This window comes from Caldicellulosiruptor obsidiansis OB47, assembly GCF_000145215.1.
Taxonomy (GTDB): domain Bacteria; phylum Bacillota; class Thermoanaerobacteria; order Caldicellulosiruptorales; family Caldicellulosiruptoraceae; genus Caldicellulosiruptor; species Caldicellulosiruptor obsidiansis.
Genome location: NC_014392.1, coordinates 834,492 through 860,058, shown reverse-complemented (window position 1 = coordinate 860,058; position 25,567 = coordinate 834,492). Strand labels below are relative to the sequence as shown.

At 36.5% G+C, this 25,567-nt stretch carries 19 protein-coding genes; all 19 read right to left on the bottom strand.

What is annotated here, in order from left to right; all coding sequences use genetic code 11:
• Positions 1–4: 4 nt before the first annotated feature.
• On the bottom strand, positions 5–3,499 hold the full coding sequence (gene rpoC, locus COB47_RS03645; RefSeq protein ID WP_167317448.1) for a DNA-directed RNA polymerase subunit beta': 3,495 nt from the start codon (positions 3,497–3,499) through the stop codon (positions 5–7).
• A 26-nt stretch (positions 3,500–3,525) separates the two neighbouring features.
• A complete protein-coding gene (rpoB, locus tag COB47_RS03640) occupies positions 3,526–7,176 on the bottom strand; it encodes a DNA-directed RNA polymerase subunit beta (protein ID WP_049770062.1) in 3,651 nt (1,216 codons plus the stop codon).
• 322 nt (positions 7,177–7,498) lie between these two features.
• Complete coding sequence (cheB, locus tag COB47_RS03635; RefSeq protein ID WP_013290048.1) at positions 7,499–8,539, bottom strand: chemotaxis-specific protein-glutamate methyltransferase CheB; 1,041 nt, start codon at positions 8,537–8,539, stop codon at positions 7,499–7,501.
• 75 nt (positions 8,540–8,614) lie between these two features.
• A complete protein-coding gene (locus COB47_RS03630; RefSeq protein WP_013290047.1) occupies positions 8,615–9,832 on the bottom strand; it encodes an iron-containing alcohol dehydrogenase in 1,218 nt (405 codons plus the stop codon).
• A gap of 112 nt (positions 9,833–9,944) precedes the next feature.
• Positions 9,945–11,864 (bottom strand): threonine--tRNA ligase, encoded by a 1,920-nt coding sequence (gene thrS, locus COB47_RS03625; protein WP_013290046.1) that lies wholly within the window; start codon positions 11,862–11,864, stop codon positions 9,945–9,947.
• 38 nt (positions 11,865–11,902) lie between these two features.
• On the bottom strand, positions 11,903–13,288 hold the full coding sequence (locus tag COB47_RS03620) for a tetratricopeptide repeat protein (RefSeq protein WP_013290045.1): 1,386 nt from the start codon (positions 13,286–13,288) through the stop codon (positions 11,903–11,905).
• 21 nt (positions 13,289–13,309) lie between these two features.
• A complete protein-coding gene (locus COB47_RS03615; RefSeq protein WP_013290044.1) occupies positions 13,310–14,434 on the bottom strand; it encodes an RNA-binding domain-containing protein in 1,125 nt (374 codons plus the stop codon).
• On the bottom strand, positions 14,427–16,082 hold the full coding sequence (locus tag COB47_RS03610; protein WP_013290043.1) for an HD domain-containing phosphohydrolase: 1,656 nt from the start codon (positions 16,080–16,082) through the stop codon (positions 14,427–14,429). The genes COB47_RS03615 and COB47_RS03610 overlap by 8 nt, the downstream gene beginning before the upstream one ends.
• 112 nt (positions 16,083–16,194) lie before the next feature.
• On the bottom strand, positions 16,195–16,770 hold the full coding sequence (locus COB47_RS03605; RefSeq protein WP_041742397.1) for a M23 family metallopeptidase: 576 nt from the start codon (positions 16,768–16,770) through the stop codon (positions 16,195–16,197).
• 81 nt (positions 16,771–16,851) lie between these two features.
• On the bottom strand, positions 16,852–17,235 hold the full coding sequence (gene ytfJ, locus COB47_RS03600) for a GerW family sporulation protein (protein WP_013290041.1): 384 nt from the start codon (positions 17,233–17,235) through the stop codon (positions 16,852–16,854).
• A complete protein-coding gene (locus COB47_RS03595; protein WP_041742395.1) occupies positions 17,219–17,776 on the bottom strand; it encodes a hypothetical protein in 558 nt (185 codons plus the stop codon). The genes ytfJ and COB47_RS03595 overlap by 17 nt, the downstream gene beginning before the upstream one ends.
• Before the next feature lie 75 nt (positions 17,777–17,851).
• Entirely contained in the window at positions 17,852–18,391 is a 540-nt protein-coding gene (gene scpB / locus COB47_RS03590) for an SMC-Scp complex subunit ScpB (protein WP_013290039.1), read from the bottom strand.
• Positions 18,392–18,401: 10 nt separating this feature from the next.
• Positions 18,402–19,112 carry a segregation and condensation protein A gene (locus COB47_RS03585; protein ID WP_013290038.1) on the bottom strand — a complete coding sequence of 237 codons (711 nt, stop codon included), beginning with the start codon at positions 19,110–19,112 and terminating at the stop codon, positions 18,402–18,404.
• The gene (gene trpS, locus COB47_RS03580; RefSeq protein ID WP_013290037.1) at positions 19,109–20,086 is read right to left on the bottom strand and encodes a tryptophan--tRNA ligase; all 978 of its coding nucleotides are present in this window, start codon (positions 20,084–20,086) and stop codon (positions 19,109–19,111) included. Before trpS ends, COB47_RS03585 begins: the two co-directional genes overlap by 4 nt.
• 35 nt (positions 20,087–20,121) lie before the next feature.
• Complete coding sequence (locus COB47_RS03575) at positions 20,122–20,754, bottom strand: site-2 protease family protein (RefSeq protein WP_013290036.1); 633 nt, start codon at positions 20,752–20,754, stop codon at positions 20,122–20,124.
• A gap of 27 nt (positions 20,755–20,781) precedes the next feature.
• Positions 20,782–22,083: a diaminopimelate decarboxylase gene (lysA, locus tag COB47_RS03570; protein ID WP_013290035.1), complete on the bottom strand. Its 1,302-nt coding sequence runs from the start codon at positions 22,081–22,083 to the stop codon at positions 20,782–20,784.
• An 86-nt stretch (positions 22,084–22,169) separates the two neighbouring features.
• Entirely contained in the window at positions 22,170–23,831 is a 1,662-nt protein-coding gene (locus COB47_RS03565) for an AMP-binding protein (protein ID WP_013290034.1), read from the bottom strand.
• 124 nt (positions 23,832–23,955) lie between these two features.
• Positions 23,956–24,723 (bottom strand): RNA polymerase sporulation sigma factor SigG, encoded by a 768-nt coding sequence (gene sigG / locus COB47_RS03560; protein WP_013290033.1) that lies wholly within the window; start codon positions 24,721–24,723, stop codon positions 23,956–23,958.
• A gap of 34 nt (positions 24,724–24,757) precedes the next feature.
• Positions 24,758–25,546, bottom strand: coding sequence for an RNA polymerase sporulation sigma factor SigE (gene sigE, locus COB47_RS03555; protein ID WP_013290032.1), 789 nt, complete (start codon positions 25,544–25,546; stop codon positions 24,758–24,760).
• Positions 25,547–25,567 lie beyond the last annotated feature (21 nt).

Here is a 25,567-nt window from a genome sequence, read left to right as displayed (position 1 = left end):
ACTACTACTGATTTTCTTCAATCACAATGTTTCTGTACTTTGCCATCCCAGTTCCTGCAGGAATAAGTTTACCAATGATGACATTTTCTTTGAGCCCAATTAATGGATCAACTTTCCCTTTTATTGCTGCATCTGTCAATACCCTTGTTGTCTCCTGGAATGATGCAGCAGACAAGAACGACTCAGTCGAAAGTGCTGCCTTCGTTATGCCAAGAAGTACCCTCCTTCCAAGTGCGGGACGTTTCCCTTCTGCAATTGCCTTGTCGTTCTCTTCTTCAAACCTATGGATCTCTACAATGTCGCCAGGCAAAAGTTCGGTATCGCACGGGTCTTCTATCTTGACCTTCTTCATCATCTGTCTGATTATTATCTCTATGTGCTTGTCATTTATATCAACACCCTGCATCTTGTAAACTTTCTGAACTTCTGCAAGAAGATAGCTCTGAACACCTCTTGGCCCTTTTATCTTCAAAAGGTCGTGCGGATTTATTGAACCTTCTGTCAGCTCATCCCCTGCCTGAACATAATCCCCATCGTTTACCTTTAATCTTGCTCCGTACGGTATCTCATACATTCTCTCTTCACCATTGTTATTTCTGACTGTTACTGTCCTCTTTTTATCCTCTTTTATTGAAACATACCCTTCTATTTCAGAAATTACAGCAACACCCTTTGGTTTTCTTGCCTCGAACAGTTCCTCAACCCTCGGAAGACCTTGCGTGATGTCCTGTCCAGCAATACCACCTGTGTGGAATGTTCTCATTGTAAGCTGTGTACCCGGCTCACCTATAGCCTGTGCTGCAATTATACCAACTGCCTCACCAACATTCACAGGCTGGCCTGTGCCAAGGTCAAGCCCATAACATTTTGTACAAACACCGTACCTTGTCTTGCACTCTAAAACTGACCTTACATATACCCTGTTGATTCCTGCATTTACTATCTTTTTTGCTATCTCTTCTGTAATAAGCTCATTTCTCTTTACTATTACCTCACCTGTCTTCTCGTTTATAATATCAGAAGCTGCATACCTTCCAATAATCCTCTCTTCAAGTGTTTCAATTACCTCTGTGCCATCTCTTATTTCTTCAACCCATATACCTTTGTCTGTCCCACAGTCCTCTTCCCTTACAATTATATCCTGTGCAACGTCAACAAGCCTTCTTGTCAAATACCCTGAGTCTGCTGTTCGCAGTGCTGTGTCCGCAAGTCCTTTTCGTGCACCGTGTGTTGATATGAAAAACTCGATAACATTGAGTCCTTCTCTGAAGTTTGACTTAATCGGCATCTCTATTGTCTTACCGGACGGATTTGCCATAAGTCCTCGCATACCAGCAAGCTGTGATATCTGGTTTTTGGAACCTCTCGCACCTGAGTTTGCCATCATGAATATTGGATTGAATTCATCAAGGTTTTGGATAAGTTCTTCTGTAAGCTTGTCTTTTGTCTGGTTCCATATAGAGATTACCTGTTCATATCTTTCCTCATCTGATATCAAACCTTGCCTGTACAGATTCTCTATCTGAGCAACTCTGCTATCTGCCTCGCTGATGAGCTTCTGTTTTATCTCTGGAATTACCATGTCAGAAACAGAAATTGTTATTGCACCTCTTGTTGAAAATCTAAAACCAAGTTCTTTTATCTCGTCCAATATCTCTGCTGTTCGCGTATTGCCATATACCTTTATGCACCTGTCAATGATCTTTCCAAGCATCTTTTTGTCAACAAGTGTGTCAATTTCATACTTCAAAAGATTTTCTTTCTTGGTTCTATCAACAAAACCAAGGTCCTGAGGAATTACCTGATTTAGTATAATCTTCCCCACAGTTGTCTCAACAAGTCCAGAGATAACTTCCCCATCTACTTCTGCTGTTCTTTTAACCTTTATCCTTGCGTGAAGACCAACAACTTTGTGTTCATATGCCAAAAGTGCTTCTTCTTCTGATGAGAACATCATACCCTCACCCTTGTCACCCTTCTTTTCAAGAGTGAGGTAATAAATTCCCAAAACCATATCCTGTGTAGGAACAACAACAGGTTTGCCATCTGCTGGTTTTAATAGGTTATTTGCAGAAAGCATCAAAAATCTTGCTTCAGCCTGAGCTTCGGCAGAAAGTGGCACATGCACTGCCATCTGGTCCCCGTCAAAGTCAGCATTGTACGCTGTACAAACAAGTGGATGAAGCCTTATAGCCCTCCCCTCAACAAGTACCGGTTCGAACGCCTGAATACCAAGCCTGTGCAAAGTGGGTGCTCTGTTTAGCAGTACTGGATGGTCTTTTATTACTTCTTCCAATATATCCCATACTTCACTTCTCTGTCTTTCAACAGCTTTTTTGGCATTTTTTATGTTGTTGCAAATCCCTTTCTCAACAAGCTTTTTCATGACAAATGGTTTGAAAAGCTCTAAAGCCATTTCTTTTGGAAGACCACACTGGTAAATCTTAAGCTCAGGTCCTACAACTATAACAGAACGCCCTGAATAGTCAACTCTCTTCCCCAAAAGGTTCTGTCTGAACCTTCCCTGCTTACCTTTGAGCATATCAGAAAGTGATTTTAGCGGTCTGTTGCCAGGACCTGTTACCGGTCTTCCACGCCTTCCATTGTCAATAAGAGCATCAACAGCTTCTTGAAGCATTCTCTTTTCGTTTCTAATGATTATATCCGGTGCACCTAAGTCCATGAGTTTTTTAAGTCTGTTGTTTCTGTTTATTACCCTTCTGTAAAGGTCATTCAAGTCTGATGTTGCAAACCTTCCACCGTCAAGTTGGACCATGGGCCTGAGTTCAGGTGGGATGACAGGTATAACATCAAGTATCATCCATTCAGGACGATTGCCAGACTTTCTAAAAGCTTCAACAACCTCAAGTCTCTTGATTATCTTTAATTTTTTCTGACCTGTTGCTGTCTCAAGTTCTTGCCTGAGCTCCTGCGATAGCTTGTCAAGGTCGATCTCTTTCAAAAGCTCCTTGATTGCCTCTGCGCCCATCCCTGCCTTGAACCTGTCGCCATACTTCTCTTTTAGCTCCCTGTACTCTTTTTCAGAAAGAATCTGTTTCTTCTCCAAATTTGGTACATCGCCCGGGTCAATTACTACATATGCAGCAAAGTACAAAACCTTTTCTAAATTTCGCGGTGTCATGTCCAAAATTAAACCCATCCTGCTTGGAACACCTTTGAAATACCAAATATGAGAGACGGGGGCAGCAAGTTCAATGTGCCCCATTCTCTCACGTCTTACCTTTGCTTTTGTCACTTCAACACCGCACTTATCACAAACAACACCTTTATATTTGACCTTTTTATACTTTCCGCAGTGGCATTCCCAGTCTTTTGTTGGACCAAAAATCTTTTCACAGAAAAGCCCATCCTTTTCGGGCTTGAGTGTTCTATAGTTTATAGTCTCGGGTTTTTTTACCTCACCGCGCGACCATTCTCTTATCTTTTCAGGAGAAGCAAGACTGATTTTAATAGCATCAAAATTGAATAAGTCCATTATCTTTCTCCACCCACCTTTTTGAGGTTTTACTCATCTATATCATCATCAGCACCCTGGTCATCTTCTTGTGTTGCATTCATCAAATCCTCATAAAACTTTTCCTTATCTTCTTGAAGGTCTTTATCATCTTCTATTTCATCGCCGCCTATTTCAAAAGCTCCAAGCCCTTGCGGCTGTTCGTCATCATCAACAGACTCTTTGAGCTCAATCTCCTTGTTGTCCTCAGACAAAAGCTTTACATCCAAGCACAGGCTCTGGAGCTCCTTCACAAGCACCTTGAAAGACTCAGGAATTCCGGGTTCTGGGATATTTTCTCCCTTTACTATAGCTTCATATGTCTTGACCCTTCCTGTTACATCGTCAGATTTTACAGTCAACAGTTCTTGCAGCGTATATGCAGCACCGTACGCTTCAAGCGCCCAAACCTCCATCTCACCAAATCGCTGACCACCGAACTGAGCTTTACCACCAAGAGGCTGCTGTGTAACCAGCGAATACGGTCCTGTGGAACGTGCGTGAATTTTATCGTCAACAAGGTGCACAAGCTTTAGCATGTACATGTAACCAACAGTTACCTCATTGTCAAATGGTTCACCAGTTCTGCCATCATATAAGATTGTCTTACCTGTAGGATTTAATCCTGCAAGTTTTAATGCCTCTTCGATATCTTCCTCTTTTGCACCGTCAAAAACAGGGGTTGCAACCTTCCATCCAAGCGCTTTTGCCGCATACCCAAGGTGAGTCTCCAAAATCTGACCAATGTTCATACGCGATGGCACGCCAAGCGGATTTAGAACTATGTCAACAGGTGTACCATCAGGTAAAAATGGCATATCCTCAACAGGAAGAATCCTTGAAATAACACCTTTGTTACCATGGCGACCTGCCATCTTGTCACCAACTGATATTTTTCTCTTCTGTGCAACATACACTCTTACAAGCTGATTTACTCCCGGTGGAAGTTCATCTCCCTTATCGCGGGAAAATACCTTTACATCTACAACAATTCCACCTTCACCGTGGGGTACCCTCAAAGATGTATCTCTTGTCTCTCTTGCCTTTTCACCAAAGATAGCTCTCAAAAGTCTTTCCTCAGCTGTAAGTTCTGTCTCACCCTTTGGAGTAACCTTACCAACAAGAATGTCACCGCTCTTTACTTCTGCACCAATTCTTATAATTCCTCTTTCATCCAAATCTTTTATTGCATCTTCGCCAACATTTGGAATATCTCTTGTTATCTCCTCAGGTCCAAGTTTTGTATCTCTTGCCTCACACTCATATTCTTCTATGTGAATAGAGGTATAAACATCCTCTTTTACAAGCCTTTCTGAAATCAAGATAGCGTCCTCGTAGTTGTACCCTTCCCATGGCATGAAAGCAACAAGGACGTTTTTGCCAAGCGCAAGTTCACCATGGTCTGTGGAAGGTCCGTCTGCAATAACCTCTCCAGCTTTAACCTCTTGTCCTTTTCTCACAATTGGTCTTTGGTTAAAACATGTTCCCTGGTTTGTCCTTTTGAACTTCAAAAGATTATATACATCTTTTGTTCCATCATTGTTTCTTATAACAATCTCATCAGCAGATACTTTTTCAACCACACCATCTTTCTCTGCAAGAATACATACACCAGAGTCAACTGCAGCCCTGTATTCAACACCTGTTCCAATTATTGGAGACTCTGTCATCAAAAGTGGTACTGCTTGACGCTGCATGTTCGAACCCATAAGAGCTCTGTTTGCATCGTCGTTTTCCAAGAACGGTATCAACGATGTTGAAACCGATACAATCTGTTTTGGTGATATATCTATAAGATCAACCTCGTATTTATCAACCTCAATGATTTCCTCGCCAAATCTTACAGTGACTCTTTGATTTATAAACCTTCCCTCTTCGTCAACAGGTTCAGTTGCCTGAGCAATTTTGTATGTGTCTTCCTCATCAGCTGTAAGATATACAATCTCGTCTGTAACCCTTGCTTCTTTCTTGTCAACCTTTCTGTAAGGTGTTTCTAAAAATCCGTACTCGTTGACCCTTGCATAAGTTGCCAAAGAGGTTATAAGACCAATGTTTGGACCTTCTGGAGTCTCGATAGGACACATCCTTCCGTAATGAGAATGATGCACGTCTCTTACCTCAAAACCCGCTCTGTCCCTGGAAAGTCCACCTGGTCCCAAAGCTGAAAGTCTTCTTTTGTTTGTAAGTGCTGCCAGTGGATTTACCTGGTCCATAAACTGTGAAAGAGGGCTTGAACCAAAAAATTCTTTGATGGCTGCTGTAACTGGTCTTATGTTTATTAACGTCTGAGGAGTTACAGTATCAATATCGTGTATGTTCATCCTCTCGCGAATGACCCTTTCCATTCGCGCGAGACCAATTCTGAACTGGTTCTGCAAAAGCTCGCCTACTGCTCTTACCCTTCTGTTGCCCAAATGGTCAATATCATCAGTTGTTCCGATGCCATATTTGAGACCTAAGAAATAACTTGTTGCTGCATATATATCATCTATTGTAAGACAGTAAGGAACAAGCTCTCTTTCTTTTTCTTTTATAAGCCTCTTAATCTCAGAAACATCACTTGTTGTGTCAAGAATTTCTTTTAAAACAGGCAAGTAAACAAGCTCTTTTATGTTAAGGTCAGATACATCAAAATCTACATACTTGTCAAGCTTTACCGTATTGTTTCCCACAACCTTAAATAGTCTCTCTTCATCTGCATATACCCATACCTCGTTGATACCAGCATCCTGAATGTTCAGTGCAACTTCTCTTGTAATTACCTCTCCTTCTTTGACCAATATCTCTCCAGTCTTCGGGTCAACTACGTCCTGGGCAGCTCTTTTGTTGAAAATCCTCTTCCACAGCGATAATTTTTTATTGAATTTATATCTTCCTACTTTTGCTAAATCATACCTTCTTGGATCAAAAAACATATTGTAAAGAAGATTTCGAGCATTTTCAACGTTTGGCGGCTCACCAGGTCTGAGTCTCCGATATACCTCTAAAAGTGCATTCTCAACCGGATTGCCAAGCTCACCTTTATTGGCTTCTTTCTCAAGCGAAGCTTTCAGTCTCTCATCCTCACCAAACTTTTCAAATATCATCTGTTGATTGTAAAGCCCAAACGCTTTTAAAAGTGTTGTGAGCGAAACTTTTCTTGTCCTGTCAAGCCTGACAGACAAAAGCTCACTTGTGTCTGTTTCAAATTCAAGCCATGCACCTCTATTTGGAATGAGAGTGCCTGAAAATATCTTTCTTCCCTGTTTATCAATGGAAGATGCAAAGTAACATCCCGGTGAACGGATGAGCTGGCTTACAATAACTCTTTCCGCACCGTTGATAATAAATGTTCCTGTTTCGGTCATAATTGGAAATTCGCCCATATAAATATCCTGTTCTTTTATCTCACCTGTTTCTTTGTTTATAAGTCTAACCTTTACCTTTAGAGGTCTTGCATATGTCGCATCTCTTTCTTTGCACTCCTGCTCTGAATACTTAGGTGGTCCATCAAAATAATAGTCTACAAACTCCAAAAGCAATGTCTCACTGTAGTCTTTAATCGGAGATATCTCTCTTAAGACCTCTCTTAGCCCTTCATCCAAGAACCATTGAAATGACTTTTTCTGGATTTCCAACAGATATGGCAAATCCAGAACTTCTTTAACCTTACCATAACTCATTCTTTGAACTTTGCCATATTGCACAGGACGAGGTAGTGCCAACTATATCACCTCTTAAAAAATTTCCTTATCTTTATTATTATTTCCTTAAAAATACAATCTATTCTTGAAAGCCTCACGATATCTCAGCTTTTATTGGAATAGTCCAAGTTGAAAGGAAGTAATACCCATATTAACGCATTTTGTTATTATAACATAAGCTTTTTTTGGTGTCAATTAAGTAAACAAAATTTTTTAGGCAGCTTTAAAAAATAAAGATGACCACTTACTAAAAAGCTTTTCAGTGGTCATCTTTTTGAATCCTATAAATTTTTATACACCCTCATACTCTATTCAAAAGCTCAACAATTTGGTCAGGACTTAAAATAAGCTCTATTGCTCCTTTTTCAATGGCTGCTTTTGGCATCCCAAACACCACACAACTTTTTTCATCCTGCGCAATTGTGAGCGCTCCTTTTTTTCTCATCTCCAAAATCCCATCACTACCATCGTATCCCATTCCTGTCATTATAATTCCTATAGAAGCTTTTTCACAGACTTCTGCTATTGAACTGAAAAGAATATCTGCCGAAGGTTTGTGACTCTTTATTTTCTCAAGATCAAGTACTCTGGTACAAAGTTTCCCATTTATCTCTTCAACTGCTAAGTGATATCCACCTTTTGCAATATAAATGCAGCCACTTTTTATTTCTTCTCTGTCAGAAGCTTCTTTTATACATTTTGAAGTAATTGAAGCAAGTCTGTCTGCAAATGGTTTTGTAAAGTTTGGCGGCATGTGCTGAACAACAAGAATTGGAATTGGAAAATCTTTCTTTAAAGACTTAAACATCTTTTCTAAAACAGGCGGACCACCTGTGGAGATACCTATCCCGATAACCTTTGCTAATCTTGCCCTTTCAATAATACTTTCTTCTAGTAAAATCTTGCCTTCAATTGCAGTTGTATCCTCTTTAGTCTTTGAAGCATCATCTACTTTGAATTCCTCACACACAGCAGTAAGTTTTTTTATTAGTTCATACTTGAACTCTTCAATTTCCTCATCAGAAGATGGCTTTAAAATATAATCGAAAGCACCTGCTGACAATGCCTCAAATGTAGTGTAAGCTCCCGGACGGGTGTATGCACTTACCATCAAAATCTTTGTATCTGTTATTTCTTTTATTTTTTTTATCAGTTCAACACCGTTCATATATGGCATCTCATAGTCGATTGTTATCACATCAAACTTGAACTTGCGAACCTTGTCAAGGGCAATGAGAGGAGTTTGAGCAACTGTTACAACAAATTTTCCAGTACTCTCTAAAAACGATTTTATGAGCTGTCTCATAAACGCTGAATCATCAACAACCAATACCTTGTACATAAACTCATCACCAAATGTAATAATTATTTCATTAATATTTATTCCCGAAAATACTGGTATTAAAACAGGACATTCCTAAAAGTTACATACAACCTCATCTGTCAAACCCAAAAATTCGTACAAATGCAGTATAGTAAACCTTTCTCTTATATTCGGTGCACATAAAAATGATATCTTAAAAAGATTCTCATCTATACCAATCTCCCAATAATTCATAGGTATTTCAAGTTTTTTGTAAACATCAATCAGCTCATGATATACACCAATTGTTTCTTTTATCAACTCATCTATAACTTCTTTCTTTTCAACAAGCCTGTTTATCACATTACTTCTAAATTCTTTATCATTTAACTTACTTACTCTTCCAATATTTTGTTTTATTATACTCTCAAAAGTTGGTTTAAATCCTCTCTTTATTATATCTTTCCAAGATTCTATATCTACTCTATATTCTTTCCTTTCAAGAATTCTAAATTTGTCAAGATTTAAAAAGTGCTCATAAAACCTCAGTACATAAAGGGTTGCAAGACCTACTTTTATGCCATGATAAGTTTTTATCTTGTAATATTCCCAAAAATGAGAAAGATGGTGTTCAGAACCCGACGCAGGGCGCGAAGAGTTAACCCTTGCCATCATAATACCAGAAGTTATTAGACCTTCCAATAAATTCTTATAAAATTGGTTTTTGCCCACTGATTTCAGAGTTTTTAGATATGTATCTTTCACAATTTGTAAAACTTCCAAGTCTATCGTCTCATCAAAAATAATGTACGAAAGTTGCCAGTCAAGAAGAGCAGTAATCTTGCCCATCAAGTCTCCAAATCCTGCCTTCTTTAAAATTTCAGGTGAATTTTCTATCACCTTCATATCCACAAAGATAGCCTCTGGCGATGATGCCAAGACTGTTGTTTTCAGGCCATTTATGGTAAGTGCTGCAACAGAAGAGGCAAATCCGTCCATTGAAGGTGCTGTTGGAAACAAAACAAACGGTACTTTGAACTTGTATGCTGTATATCGTGTTATGTCAGAAATTGTTCCACTTCCTACTCCCACAAATATATCTGCTTGTTCTATCTCAAACAATACCTTTCCAAGTGCAAATTCGTCTGCTATTACATCCGCTTCAAAGCATACTATTTTACACTTCTTATTGCTTTTTTCAACTGTCTCTTTCACCTTGACTGCACATACATCAAAGGTATTCTTATCACATATAATCAACAAAGATTTATAACCATTTTTATTTATAAATCTTGAAAAAGATTCATATGGCTCTTCCCATACAACTTCCATATCAGTTCGCCCCTTTTTGAAATTTATTTTGTTATAATGAAAAGAATTTAAAAAAGGCTGCCACAAACAGCCTATATTCTCATTGATAATGTCCTGGCAGCCTTTTAAATTTTTATTCTATAACCTTTTTCTCTACTTTCTCTTTCACCATTGATACAAACTCATCAATGGTAAATGAACCCAAATCTCCTTTCTTTCTGTCTCTTACTGCTATAGTATTCTCTTTTTGCTCTTTTTCGCCCACAATCACCATGTATGGTATCTTTTGTAGTTGAGCATCTCTTATTTTATATCCTACAGTTTCTGATCTGTAATCTTCTTCAACTCTGAATCCATTTTCCTTCAGTGTTTGGGATATTTTTGCTGCGTAATCATTGAAATTATCAGATACTGGTATTACTCTTATTTGAGTTGGTGCTAACCATACCGGAAATGCACCAGCAAAGTGCTCAGTAAGTATTGCAATAAATCTCTCTATACTGCCAAAAACAACTCTGTGTAACATTACCGGCCTATGTTTTGCACCATCTTCACCTATATAATATAAGTCAAACCTTTCTGGCATTTGGAAATCAAGCTGAATTGTTGCACACTGCCATGTTCTTTTCAAACTATCTTCAAGATGAAAATCAATTTTGGGTCCATAAAAAGCTCCATCACCTTCATTTATTTTGTAATTTATACCTACTTCCTCTAACGCTTCCTTAAGTGCAGTTTCAGCCATGTTCCATTGCTCATCTGTTCCCATTGAATTTTCAGGTCTTGTTGAAAGTTCAACATGATATTTGAAACCAAATACACTATAAAAATAATCAATAAGATCAATTACACCTTTTATTTCATCTTTTATTTGTGAAGGTAACATGAATATATGAGCATCGTCTTGTGTAAAACATCTTACTCTCATAAGACCATGCAATACACCAGATAGCTCATGCCTGTGAACAAGCCCAAGTTCACACAAACGTTGAGGAAGTTCCCTATATGAATGTGATTTTCTTTTATACACCAATATGCTACCCGGACAGTTCATAGGTTTTATTGCAAATTCCTGATCATCTATTTTGGTAAAATACATATTTTCTTTATAATGATCCCAATGCCCTGACTGAATCCAAAGATCCTTTGTTAACATTATAGGAGTCTTTATTTCCTGATAACCTCTTCTTTTATGTTCTTCTCTCCAAAAATCCTCTAATATGTTTCTTATAATCATCCCTTTTGGCAAAAAGAAAGGAAATCCTGGCCCTTCGTCAAATATGTCAAATAAATCAAGCTCTCTTCCAAGCTTTCTATGATCTCTTTTCTTTGCTTCTTCAAGCATTGTAAGGTATTCATCAAGCTGCGACTTTTTCTCGTATGATACTCCATAAACTCTTTGAAGCATTTTATTTTTAGAATCTCCTCGCCAGTATGCACCTGCAACAGAAAGTAGTTTGAATGCTTTTACTCTCCCTGTTGAAGGAAGATGTGGTCCTGTGCAAAGGTCAACAAATTCACCTTGCCTATAAAAAGATATAATTTCTCCCTCTGGAATATCATTTATAAGTTCAACCTTGTAGTTTTCTCCTCTTTGTTGCATAAGTTTTATTGCTTCTTCTCTTGAAAGTTCAAATCTCTCAATCTTTAAGTCTTCTTTTATTATCTTCTGCATCTCCTGCTCAATCTTTTCCAAAATCTCTATTGTGATAGACTCTTCAACATCAAAGTCGTAATAAAAACCTTTGTCAATTGCAGGTCCTATGCCAAGTTTTACTTTATCCCCAAAGAGCCTTTTGACAGCCTGAGCCAAAATATGTGAAGTTGTGTGCCAGTAAACCTTTTTACCCTCATCACTTGAAAATGTCACAACCTCAAAGCTGCAATCTTTGTCAAGGCAGGTCCACAAATCCTTCAAAACACCATCTATTCTGCACGCAACTGCTTCTTTGTAAAGTTTCATGGAGATTGTCTTTATAAACTCCAGCGCAGATATTCCTTTTTCTGCCTCCACCACTTTCCCATCTGGAAGAGTTACAGCTATTTTGTTCATTGTACCAGCAATGCCTCCTTTTGTGAAAAAATAATATTTTATATTTCCTTGTTTAGTAAAAGCTCTTTGAAATCACCAAACCATTTAGAGAAAACTGCCTGCGAAATTCCAAAAATCTTAGCTACATCTTTTTGTTTTATTTTCTCTTTCTTTACATATCTTTTAAACACATACCAAACAATTGCAGCAATGGCCTGAAGATTTAATCTGGGCTTTTCAAGCGGAAGATTTTTTAGAAGATTAAAGATAGTCTCTTGGTCCTTCTGATTTAATTCTGTGTGCTGCTGTAAAATTCCTATAACTTTTTGTCTGTTTTCTTCGACAGTTTGAGAAAAATAATTGTCAATATGATTTTGGAGCTGCCTTCTAAACTCCTTTTCGTCCATGCCTTCCAAAAACTTAAAACCTGTTTCAAAATAGTCTATAGTGTCTTTTTCAAATGTCTTTATTACATTATCGACCTTCTTTAGAAAATAGTCAATTCTTATCTCAGGCATCTCAAAGTTCTTTTTTAAGTACTCCCAAATTTTTTTTGCTTTGAGATACTTGCGCGTGTTGTAAAGGCTTATCGCTTCAATATGTTTAAAATACGGCTCTCTTGTAATCTCAAAAAGCTCATTTGCACGTTGGGCAATTTCGCTATGCTGATTTAATTTTATAAGAGTGTCCAGCACCTTTATCTTATCTTTACTGTCGTGTGTTTTTATGTCTAATATCACTTTCAGATGTCTTTTCATTTCTTTTTCTTTGCCTATACTACTGTAGAAAAAGGTCAGATTACAGTTAGCATATACATTGTATTTATCAATCTGCAGTACCTTTTTAGCTTCTTCAATTGCTCTTTGAACATCACCCATATAAAAATAGGCAAGCGAAAGGTTATTTCTCGCAGCAAGAACACTGTCATCTTTCGCCAATATCATCTTGAAATATTTTACTGCATCTTCATATCTTCCACTTTCAAGAAGAAAATTACCTCTTTCCAATAGTTTTGAATATTTTTCAATTTCTTTTTGTTCTTTTTCAAACTCTTCTTGGCTCTCAATAAAGTCAAGAAGATCCTCTGCTGCCTCTTTAAACTCAATATTGTTGCTAAGCTTCACATATCTCTTTAAAAAATTTTTTGCTTCCTTGAACTTGCCCATCTCAAAAAAATTACACCCAAGTCCAAACAACGAATCATAAAACTCTGGGCTATCTTTTGTAAGCTCGCTCAAAAGCTTATTTGAACTTTCAAAATCTCCAACCTGGGCCAGAAGCCCAGCTAAGTTAAATTTGATCTCAATGTTCTTGCTGTCAAGTTCAAGAGCTTGTCTAAGCCTTTTTATAGCAAGTTCTATTTCTCCCTTTTCGTAATGTTTAATCCCAATTTTAAAATACATTGAGGATGTAGGATTGAGATTAATTACCTTACCCTTGACCATTCTTTCCATTACTCCTCTTTTTTACAGTTTATCTATTGATGGTAATATAATCTTGAAGATGTTTTGTGAATTTATGTTTATAATCTTAACATTTGGATATATTCTTTTGATCTTTGATATTCCCTTGCCACCTTTTAAAAATAGATTGTACTCATCTAAAACAATCATTTTTTGGTAAATCCATGGATTGCGTCGTCTTGGAATAATGTCTCTACCTATGCTGAAGATCATATTGCTCTCAAGAAGACAGCCTGGATTTACAACTTCTACAGATCTTTCACTAATCTTGACTGCTGGGCATCTTGTCAAGTCATAATAATCTCTGTGAATAAGGGCATTTCCAATTGCTTCAAATAAAGCCCATAGATCTTTTTGCGGATACTTCTCCGTTAAAAAATTTATTGTCTTTTTCATTATACTATATATGTTACCACAAAAAATCTGGGTGTGGTTAAAAAATTCAAAACTCAAATACGCCGAAGGCAAAAATCTCTCTGGATACTTTCCGAACACAAGAATGCCTGCTAAGGTGGGATAAAGGTTGCCATTTTCCCTGTCTCTCTGGACAATCCCGAAGCTTTCAAGCAGAATTAAATTATCCCACTCAGATGAAATGCCACTTCTTTTGAAAAACATCTCTACAAGTTCCGGGTCAAGGTCATTCAAACGTGCACTTCTTACAATGGACATCTCAAAATTAACAGCACCGCTTTCTTCAAACATATAAGCTACTTCTTCTCTTCTTGCAACATCTGTTGTTGAACCACGTCGGATATAAAAAACACCATTTTGGACCATCTGATGAGGTCTCAAACTACTTTTATATATTGTGAGCACACCAAGTTTCTTACCATCGTATTCTACAATCTCAAACTTAATTGATACAGGCGGGTCACATCTACTTGAAATTATCTGTTGAATTTTTTCTTCAGAGATATTCGTGTCTTTGATTCCAACAATTTTTTTTGTTTTATCTTCCACTCCAAAGATGATATAGCCTCTTCCACCTCTTGAGTTTGCAATAGCAATTACATCTTTTACAAGTTCCTTTTTTTCACCATCTGTCTCAAGTGATAGAGACTGCTTAAAATCAAGTTTTGGACCTTCATCAGACTCAAGTAACATTTTAAGTTTGTACTTATCCATCTATCTTCATCTCTACTGAACTTGTGATTTTTTCTTCTTTTATCACAGCTAAAAAAGCCTCAAAAACCTCTGGATCAAACTTTTTGCCAACCTCTTCTTTCATAATTTCTATAGCCTTTTCTTCCGAAAAAGCCCCACGGTAAGGTCTATCTGTTGTAAGAGCATCAAATACATCCGCCACTGAGATTATCTTTGACTCAATAGGAATTCTGTCTCCCTTTATTCCCAGTGGATAGCCACTTCCATCTACATTTTCGTGATGATACAAAACAATTTCTTTTATATTATCAAAATATTCAATGTTTGAAAGAATGTTATAACCATCCAGCGAATGCCTTTTGACAATTGCATACTCTTCTTGTGTGAGTTTGTCAGGTTTATTTAAGATATTTTCTGGAATTACAATCTTGCCAATATCGTGAAGATATGCAGCAATTTCCAAGTCAAATAAATCAATCTTATATCCCTTTGAAGATAGTTTTTCACCTATCCTTTTACTGTATTTCATAACTCTTTCTGCATGTCCTTTAGTGTAAGGGTCTTTCATTTCAATAATAGAAATTAAAAGCTTTATTGCTCCTTCAAAGTTCCTCTTTTCTTTCTCAAACAGTTCTTTCAAAAGCTCATCTTGCTGTTTCAATATTGAAATTTTGCTTTTTATCTCTTTCGAAAAATATTCTAAAATAATCTCTACATTCTCAAATCTGCCTTCTTTTTTTATGTTCGGTTTCGGGGTAACTGTATCACCGTTTATATTAGAAAATAACGAAATAGCATAATCTTCGAGTTGAACAACCTTTTTTGTAAGATATACTCCGCTTAAAAATGCAATAAGTAAAGTCAAAACCATAAGAAACAAAAATGTAATAATAAGAAGTTTTTCAAAATGTTCTTTTACATTTAAAAGAGTTTTCTCATTATAGTCAATTACAAGTACCCCTATTTTATTACCTTCAGTGTCTAACAATTGCAATTTGTTGCTCAGAAGCCTATTATTAGTTGATGTCATTGTTTGGTTTAAAAAATATATTCTATCTACCATGTAAGGCTGTATAAGAGATACAAACTCATCAATGTCCTTTGCCAGAAAAAGTGCTCCAGCAACAGGCTTTGCTAAATTTTTGTCATCTAAGACAGGTGAACATACAAATGCAAAAACTTTACCGTTTATTGTAATAAAACCTCTTTCAACACGAATTAAATTTATATCATCAGAAGGATAGATATTATTTATTATTTTCTTGAATATCTTGTATATTTTTGTACTGTCAGAACTTTTGATATCCCCAACTGGAGAATGAAAAGAAATAATTTCTCCCTTTTTTGAAAAACCAATTATCAGAGAAAAATTGTAAGGTTTTTGATAAAGCCAGTTTGTCCAGTAAAAGTTTATTGTCTCTTCATCCTTCGTCATAACAGCCCTGTAAAGCTCATTCCATATAGCATATTCTTTTACTATATTTACCATATCATCAAAAATCTTTTCGGTTATCCTTTCTAATGTTTGTTGTTGTTTGTTTACAAAATAATCATAAGTAATTTTTTCATACTGAGGAATTAAATTATTCATCACATATATAGCTACGACAGTTGTTGGTAAGAAAGCTATCAGAAGTGTAATAATTAATATTTTAAATCTTAGCTCCACCTTAATCCATCCTTTATTTCCCTTTATGTTAACCTTTTTGTTTGATTTATTTTTGTTCAAATTTAGTATAACACAAAATAGTTTGATATGTCATTTGTGAAATATTTCTAAACTATATTACTTCTTCTCTCTTAAAATATATATAATCTTTTCCTACAAGCTCAAACGGCAGTTTATATCCTATTATCTGTCCTTTTTTTAAAACTTCTCCTTTTTGAACGGTTAAAACATCGATATTTTCAAGTCTATAAATTATACAACTATCTTGTTTTATAATAATATCAAAAGTTTCACCCTTTTTTATAACTTCTGTTATCTTCCCTTCACAGGGACTGAGAATATTAGTTTTCTTTTTAACTATAATAAAAATTCCTCCATCATCAGAGGATTGAATTTGACCATCTGCAGGATATATGTAGGAGGTAGAAGATAAACTTTTTGTCAAACTGTCTCTGTTCGGTGGTTTTGAAAAAGATAAAGGCTGTAAAAAATCTTTCGCCCATTTTGTTAATTCTGAATAAACTTTTTCATCACGCTGAAAATAAATTTTAGCCTTCTCAAACGGAAAATTTTTGATGCGAATATATTGATACTTTATTGCAAGGATAAAAATCAGAAATAGGACTACTAATATTGTTTTGATTATCAGAACTCTTGAACACTTTTTGTTTATTTTCTTTTTTCTCATTTTCATTACCTTCCTAAATTATTTTCAATTTAATTTCTATTCTTTCACATAAAAAAAGATGATAGCAAAGCAAACTTGCTATCATCTTCTCTGAATAATCTCTTTAATATCTTCAATTATGTTCGGAATGATATCAATTATCCTTTCAATACTGCTGTTTGCTGAAACATTCAAAAGTCTTATCTGATCTTGGGTTACAACCAAAAAAGCAATCGGCATAACAGAAATTCCAGCACCAGTACCTCCTGCAAAAAGCGGAGAATTTTCGTCGGTTTTACCGGGCTTGGTACTATCTTGTTTTATGTCACCACCACCTGCCACAAACCCAAATGAAACTTTAGAAACTGGAATAATAACAGCTCCTGCTGAGCTTTGAACAGCATCACCCACTATTGTGTTAACGTCAATCATCTGTTTTAAATTCTCCATCGTTGTCTGCATGAGCATTTCAATCGGATGAGCCAAGTTTAACACCACCCTTTTGTTTTTTTATTACCTTAAACCAATTGGTCAGAAGCTTTACAGGAAAAATCTTTACATAAATATTTAGTTGTAAAATACTTGACAAAAAGTTCTCTTGACAGAACGCTTTATAATCAAGCTTAGTATTCTGTCCACATGACATTAATATTCCCCAAATTGAATATATGCTTGCACTTAAAATACTCAAAATAAAAGCATCTGCACAGTAAATGCGCGCACGAATCTTCTCTACTTTCATTACAGTAGACAAAAGGAACATTCTTATGAGTTTAAATACCATCTTGGTAGAAAAAGGTTTTGATTTTTTCTTTTTCGCTCCTTTTCCAGTAGAAAAATGTTCAACTCTTTTACACCCAGAAATAGGAATTTTTTTGTAAAATATATGCACATAAATTCCTAAAAAGTTAAACTTTACTCCAACAAAAAAGGCTTTTTCAACTTTTATCTCAATCAAAAATATTTTGGGTAAGCAAAGATAAATAACTAATATTGTAAAAAGCAAGAAATTTAAGAAAACTATCAATTTTTCTTATCAATGACCCTCAGAAAGTGTTGTGGTTTTATTAAAATTATTGCCACAAAAATAAAAGAGGATACATCAAATTGATGTATCCTCTTTTTGGATTTTTAAAATTTTCTCTTTGAGTTCGTCTATATCTTTAATACCAAGAGAAGTGTAAAAAAGTGAAGTTACCTCATACACAGCAGGCTTGCCAATTGTGTCCAGCCTTCCAGCTTCTCTGATGAGCCCCTTTTCTATAAGGCTTTTTATGACATTCTCGCTACTGACCCCTCTTATTTTTTCTATCTCCTGCCTTGTAATGGGACCTTTCAACGCCACAATTGATAGCACTTCATACGCCGCCTGAGAAAGAGATATATACTTTTGCTCCAAGTCAAAGTACTCCCTTATATATCCTGAATTTTCTGGATTGGTGACCAAAACATATCCATTTTCCTGTTCGGTTATCAGAAACCCTCTGTTCTGTTGTAAATATTCCTGTTTTAGTTCCTCAATACAGCTTTTGACCAGTTGACTATCTACTTCTAAAATCTTTGCAACCTTTTGTACATCCAAAGGTTGAGTAGCCAAAAACAGTATACTTTCCACGATTGATTTTATCTTTATTCTTTCCATCTCTGTCTTACTACCTCTTCAAAATCTTTATGTCATCAAATACTTCTTGCTGATGAGCAAAAATATGACCAAGCTTGCACAGTTCTAAAATTGCCAAGAATCTGTAGATTATCTCTTCTTTTGAAATCCCTTTAATGAGGCTACTAAAATATAAAACTCCTTTTTGTTTAATATATTCAAAAACCTGTTTCACAACTTTCAAAATAGATATTGGCTGTTTTTTGGTAATCTCCTGAAGCTTTTGAATGCTCTCTTTTGGCAAATCCTGATTTTTTTGGCTAATGGCTAAATATGCTCTGCAAAGTTTTTTAATATCAAGCTGAGCTACAAACTCTTTTTTATTTTCCTTTAAAAGCAAATAATCTTGATTTGTTTTTCTATAACATTCCCTGTAAGGATAATTCTCTTTTAAGTAGACGGCGATCTGTTTGTATCTCTGATATTCTCTCAGTCTTTCCATAAGTTCCTGGCGCGGGTCTTGGTCTTCCTGGGTTTTGGGCAAAAGCATTCTTGATTTTATCTCTAAAAGTGTTGCAGCCATTACCATGAACTCAGAAACAGAATCTACATTGATTGTGTCTAAATGGTTCAAGTATGCCAAATATTGGTTTGTAATCTCGGATATAGGAATATCATAAATGTTTATCTTTTCTTTTTTTATAAGGTAAAGCAACAGGTCAAGAGGTCCTTCAAAGTTGGGAAGTTTAACCTCAAAGTTCATAACAGACCTGCCCTGTCCTTTGCTTCTTGTAATGTTCTTGATGCTATTTCTCTTGCTTTTCTTGCACCTTCACTTATAACTCCCAAAACATAGTCAAGGTCATTTTCAAGCTCTCTTCTTTTTGACTGAATTGGCTCTAAAAACCTTGAAATATTTTCAAATAGCCTCTTTTTACACTCAACACACCCTATTCTACCCTGCCTGCAGTCTTCTTCTGTTTCTGCTACAATCTCCTGACTAAATATCTGATGGTACGCAAAAACTGTGCACACCTCAGGATGCCCAGGGTCGTTCTTGCGAATCCTTGCAGGGTCTGTTACCATGTTCATTACCTTTTTTCTGACACTTTCCAAGTCTTCAGAAAGCGCGATTGTATTTCCATAACTTTTGCTCATCTTTCGACCATCTGTTCCAACAAGCACTTTAACAGTGTTAAGAATTGCTTGTGGTTCTGGAAAAGTCTGACCATACAAAAAATTAAACCTTCTTGCAATCTCTCGTGTCAGTTCCAAGTGCGGAAGCTGGTCCTCACCAACTGGCACAAGTTCAGCCTTGTATATCAATATATCAGCTGCCTGAAGACATGGATACCCCAAAAAACCGTATGTTGCAATGTTCCTCTCTTTTAATTCTCTCATCTGATCTTTGTAAGTCGGACACCTATAAAGCCAAGACAACGGTGTTATCATTGAAAATAAAAGATGAAGCTCTACATGCTGTGGAACATGCGACTGCACAAATATTGTGCATTTTTTCGGATCAAGACCACTCGCCAAAAGGTCTATCACAACCTGTTTGGTGTACTCTTTTAAATTTGACGTATCTTCATATCCTGTTGTCAGTGCATGCCAGTCTGCAACAAAAAAGAAACACTCATATTCATCCTGAAGTTTTACCCAGCTCTCTATCGCACCAAAGTAGTTGCCAAGATGCAAAATACCCGTTGGTCGTGTACCAGACAAAACTCTTCTCATTGTTTTCATTCTCCTCAAAAGTTTAATATTTTATTTTAAGGAAGAAGATTAACAATAAAATTGATAAAATTAGAAACAACAAAAGCAGTTGGCTCCAAGAAAAATGATAACAGAAAAGGAGCAAAAAATATGCATGCAATTAATATTATCTGTCCTACAATTTCGTATTTATAGTAAAACTCTACATATTTGTTCGGCGCAAAGATAAATAGAACCTTTGACCCATCTAAAGGCGGTATTGGCAGTAAGTTGAATATAGCAAGATAAAGATTAATTAAATATGCTTCTTGAATCATAATATAAAGGTATTTATTTGCAATTAAATTGTATTTGTAGATATATTTTAACACAACTGCAAAGATAATTGCTGAAAAAATATTCGCAACAGGTCCTGCTAAGGCTGTTAACCCCATACCTACTTTTGGATTTTTGTATTTTGTTGGATCAGTTACTACAGGTTTTGCCCACCCAAACTTAAAAAGAATTAGCGCTATTGCACCAAATAAATCTATGTGTGGTACGGGATTTAAAGTTATCCTTCCCTGCCGCTTGGGCAGATCATCACCTTGCATGTATGCAACAAGCCCATGAGCAGACTCATGTACCGAGATTGCAAAAAGCAGCCCTGGAATTCTTAAAAGCATAGTTATCACATCTGGCAAACTCATTATACATTCTCTCCAAATATAATTTTGTTAAATCTCCACATCGTTTCTGACAAGGTCTTCATATGTCTCACGCTTGACAATTACTTTTGCTTGACCATTTTTCAAAAGCACAACTGCAGGGCGCGGGAAACGATTGTAATTGCTCGACATAGAATAATTATATGCACCTGTTGCCAAAATAGCAAGATGCTGTCCCGTTTTCAGCTCAGGAAGCTTTATGTCTTTTATGAGTATATCACCAGACTCACAACACCTTCCCGCAATTGTATAAACTTTTGTTCGTTCTCCCAGCGGGTTTTCAACAACATATGCATCATATCTCGCCTGATACAGTGCATAGCGTGGATTGTCAGTCATACCCCCATCAACAGATGCATAGTTTCTGACATTTGGTATCTCTTTGATACTGCCAATTGTGTAAAGTGTAATTCCAGCCTCACCGACAATTGATCGTCCAGGTTCCAAAACAATAAACGGTTTTTTTAGCCCTCTTAAGCTGCAAAATTCTTCTACCTCTTCAGCAATTGCTTCAATAAACTTTTCAATCTTGGGTGGTTCATCATGTGCAGTGTACTTTATCCCAAATCCCCCACCTAAATCTAATATCTCTATCTCGCAGCCAAGTTCATTTTTAAGCTTCAACATAAATTCAAGCATGACCCTCGCAGCAAGCTTAAACGGAGCTGTTTCGAAAATCTGCGAACCTATATGACAGTGAAGGCCAATCAAGTTTAGTTCTTCTTTTTGCAGCACTTTTTGAACCATAGAGAATGCCTCGCCATTTTCAAGTGCAACCCCAAACTTTGAGTCTATCTGCCCTGTTCTTATAAACTCATGTGTATGAGCTTCAATACCAGGTTTTATTCTGATCAAAACATCCGCCTTTTTGTTTTTTGTTTTACATATCAAGCTTAGCATGTCAAGCTCATCAAAATTGTCAAGTACAATCTTTACCCCTTTGTCAACTGCCATTTCAAGCTCATCATATACTTTGTTGTTCCCATGGAAAAATATCTTATCTGGTTCAAAATTTACAGAAAGTGCAGTGTACAGCTCCCCACCTGATACAACATCAAGACCTATTCCTTCTTCTTTTGCTATTCTACACATAGCCTTTGTGCAAAAAGCTTTTGATGCATAAATTATAAGACCATTTTCTCCAAAATATTTCTGCAGGGAAGACTTGAATCTATTGATATTTTCTCTTATCATTGTCTCATTCATAACATAAAGAGGAGTCCCATACATCTCTATAAGTTCAAGAAGATCAATCCCTTCCCAACAAAGGTTACCTTTTGGCGAAATTTCAAGATTGCATCTTAGCTGCATCTATTTTCTCCCCTCGCAATTTTAATGTTGAGAATAATTCTAACATACAATCGAAGAAAAATTCAATATTGCTTGTGCCAAAAAACCTATGCTGTTTCGATATTTGCCGCATCGTGAAGACCAAACTTTTCTATGGCCATCTCTCTCAGTTTATATTTTTGGACCTTACCGTTTGCAGTTGTAGGAAAACCATCAACAAATATAACATATTTTGGTGTCTTGTGCCGTGCAAGATTTGCTTTTACAAACTCTTTTATTTCCTCTTCGGCTACCTTACACCCATCCTTAAGGATTATAAACGCAGCAATCTCCTCACCATAAACCTTATCCGGCACACCCACAACCTGAACATCTTTTACTGCCGGATGTGTATATAAAAATTCTTCTATTTCGCGCGGATAGATATTTTCTCCACCTCTTATTATCATGTCTTTGAGCCTGCCAGTAATTCTTAAATATCCATTTTGGTCAATGTATCCTAAATCACCTGTGTGAAGCCAGCCATCTTCGTCAATAGCCTGTTTTGTTGCTTCCGGCATCTTGTAATATCCTTTCATAATGTTGTACCCTCTTGCGCATATCTCTCCAATAACACCGTTTGGAACCTCTTTTTTGGTATGAATATCTACAATTTTAACCTCCACACCTTCAAGTGGTTTTCCAACCGTGGATACCCTAAATTCAAGAGGGTCATCAACTCTTGTCTGAGTTATTACAGGTGATGCCTCTGTTTGACCATATGCTATTGTAATCTCTTTCATGTGCATCTTTTCGACAACTTCTCTCATCACCTTAATAGGACAAGGTGCTCCTGCCATTATACCAGTTCTCAGAGAAGAAAAGTCGAATTTATCAAAGTCCGGGTGCTGCAAGATTGCAATAAACATTGTAGGTACACCATGCAAACCAGTGCATCTTTCAAAGTGGACTGTCTCCATAACTTTAAGAGGACTAAAATGGTCAAGCGGCACCATGGTGGCACCTTTTGTCACACATGCACCTATACCTAATACAAGTCCAAAACAGTGAAAAAACGGTACAGGGATGCACAGCTTGTCCTTGTATGTAAGTTGCATGCAATCTGCAATTGCGTTTGCGTTGTTGAGAATGTTTCTGTGTGTAAGCATAACACCTTTGGGAAATCCGGTGGTACCAGAAGTGTACTGCATATTTATTACCTCATCCGGCTCAAGGCTTTTTTGCCTGTGTATTAGCTCCTCATCAGAAACATTTTTACCAAGTTCAATTACCTCGTGCCAGTTATATATTCCATCATGGGAACCTTGCCCGACAAAAACAAGTCTTTTAAGACACGGTAGATTCGGATTTTCAAGCTCTCCTTTTTTGCACGCCTGAAGCTGTGGATTGAGTTTTTTCACAATCTCAAGATAGTTCGAATCTTTAAATCCTTCTGTGAATATTAAAGTGGAACTGTCAGATTGCCTAAGAAGATACTCAAGCTCATATATCTTGTAGTTGGTATTTACAGTAACAAGTACTGCTCCAATCTTGGCTAAAGCAAAAATTGAAATGAGATACTCAAGCCTATTTGTTGCCCATACAGCCACATGTTCTCCTTTTTGAATTCCAATTGCCATAAAGCCTTTTGCTGCATCGTCCACCATTTTTTTGAACTGGGAATATGTAAGGTAAATCTTTTCATGATGATAAATGACAGCAGGATTGTCAGCATACTTTGCAGCTATCATATCAAAATAGTCTGGAATAGTCATTTCAATAAAAGCCATTGAGCCATTGCCCCCTTAAAAAATTTACAAGCCTTTTACCTTACCCTACCTTTTAAGGTAAAAGGCTTTTGTTAATTTTAGATTATTATAAATTTTGAATGCATAAATTGTCAACAACAAAATCTTAGATATACTTCTTGATATGTCCTATTGCACTTTTTTCGATTCTTGACACCTGTGCCTGTGAAATTCCCACAATTCTTGCTACCTCCATCTGAGTTTTTCCCTTATAATAACGCAAATACAGAATTTCTTTTTCACGCTTTGTCAGTTTGCTGAGGGCATCCTTCAACGATATCTCCTCAAGCCAAACATTTTCGCATGATTTCTGGTCGCACAGTTTTTCCACAACATACATTGTGTCACTGCTATCTTGAAATACGGGTTCATACAAAGATATCGGCTCCTGAATGGAATCAAGCGCAAAAACAAGCTCTTCTTTGGTGATTGAGAGTTCTTTTGCTATCTCTTCCAATGTTGGTTCTCTGTGGTTTTTATTTATATACTTTTCCTTTATTTTCAAAGCTTTATAGGCTGTATCTTTCAACGATCTTGAAATTCTCATAGAGTTGTTATCTCTCAGATACCTTCTTATCTCTCCGATTATCATCGGCACTGCATATGTGGAGAACTTGACATTTTGTGAAAGATCAAAATTATCAATCGCTTTTATAAGACCAATACAACCTACCTGGAACAAATCATCTAAGTTCTCGCCCCTGTTTGCAAACTTTTGGACAACACTCAAAACAAGCCTCAAATTCCCCTCAATAAAAATTCTCCGCGCTTCTTTGTCTCCTTCTTTCATCCTCTTTAAAAGCTCGAATTTTTCCTCATGGCTCAAAACGGGGAGAGTTGATGTGTTCACACCACAAATTTCTACCTTGTTCAATTTAATTACCTCCCCCTTTTTTTAAAACTTCAAGCTATTGTTTATTATTAACCTTGGGGAAGGCAATTATTCTGAAATAGATTTTCATATTATATAATCTTTGCCAGCTCTTTTTTGAGTCTTGTAATAATCTTTTTTCTAAGCGTGAGATATAGCTTTGGGATATTCCCAGCATATCTGCAACCTCTTTTTGAGTCTTCTCACCCTCATCTCCAAATCCAAATCTTAGTTCAACAATCTTTTTCTCCCTTGACGGAAGCTTTTGAATTGCCTGCAAAAGCGCTTCTTTTTCTACATTACTCTCAATTCTATTGTAGATTTCCTCTGTATCAGTCCCCAGAACATCAGAGAGCAAAAGCTCATTGCCGTCCCAGTCAACATTTAGTGGCTCGTCTATCGACAGTTCAAGCTTTTTGTTAGAATTTCGCCTTAAAAACATCAAAATCTCATTTTCTATACATTTAGATGCGTAAGTAGCAAGTTTTATATTCTTATTTGGATTGTATGTATTTATTGCTTTAATCAAACCTATTGTGCCTATTGAAACAAGGTCTTCAAGGTTAACCTTTGTATTTTCAAATCTTCTCGCAATGTAGACAACCAGCCTCAAATTTCTTTCTATTAGCAGCTTTTTTAATCCTTCTTCTCCTTGGTAATGAATCCTGTATAAAATCTGGGCTTCTTCGTCAGGCGTAAGTGGCGGCGGAAGTGTGTCACATCCACCAATATAGAAAATTTCCATTATTTGGTTTTGAGAAAGTTTGAAACCAAGTTTTTCTAAGATTTTCAATACATATTGCAGAATCTTAGACTCAAGTTTCATAAAAATCACTCCTCCTTTAAA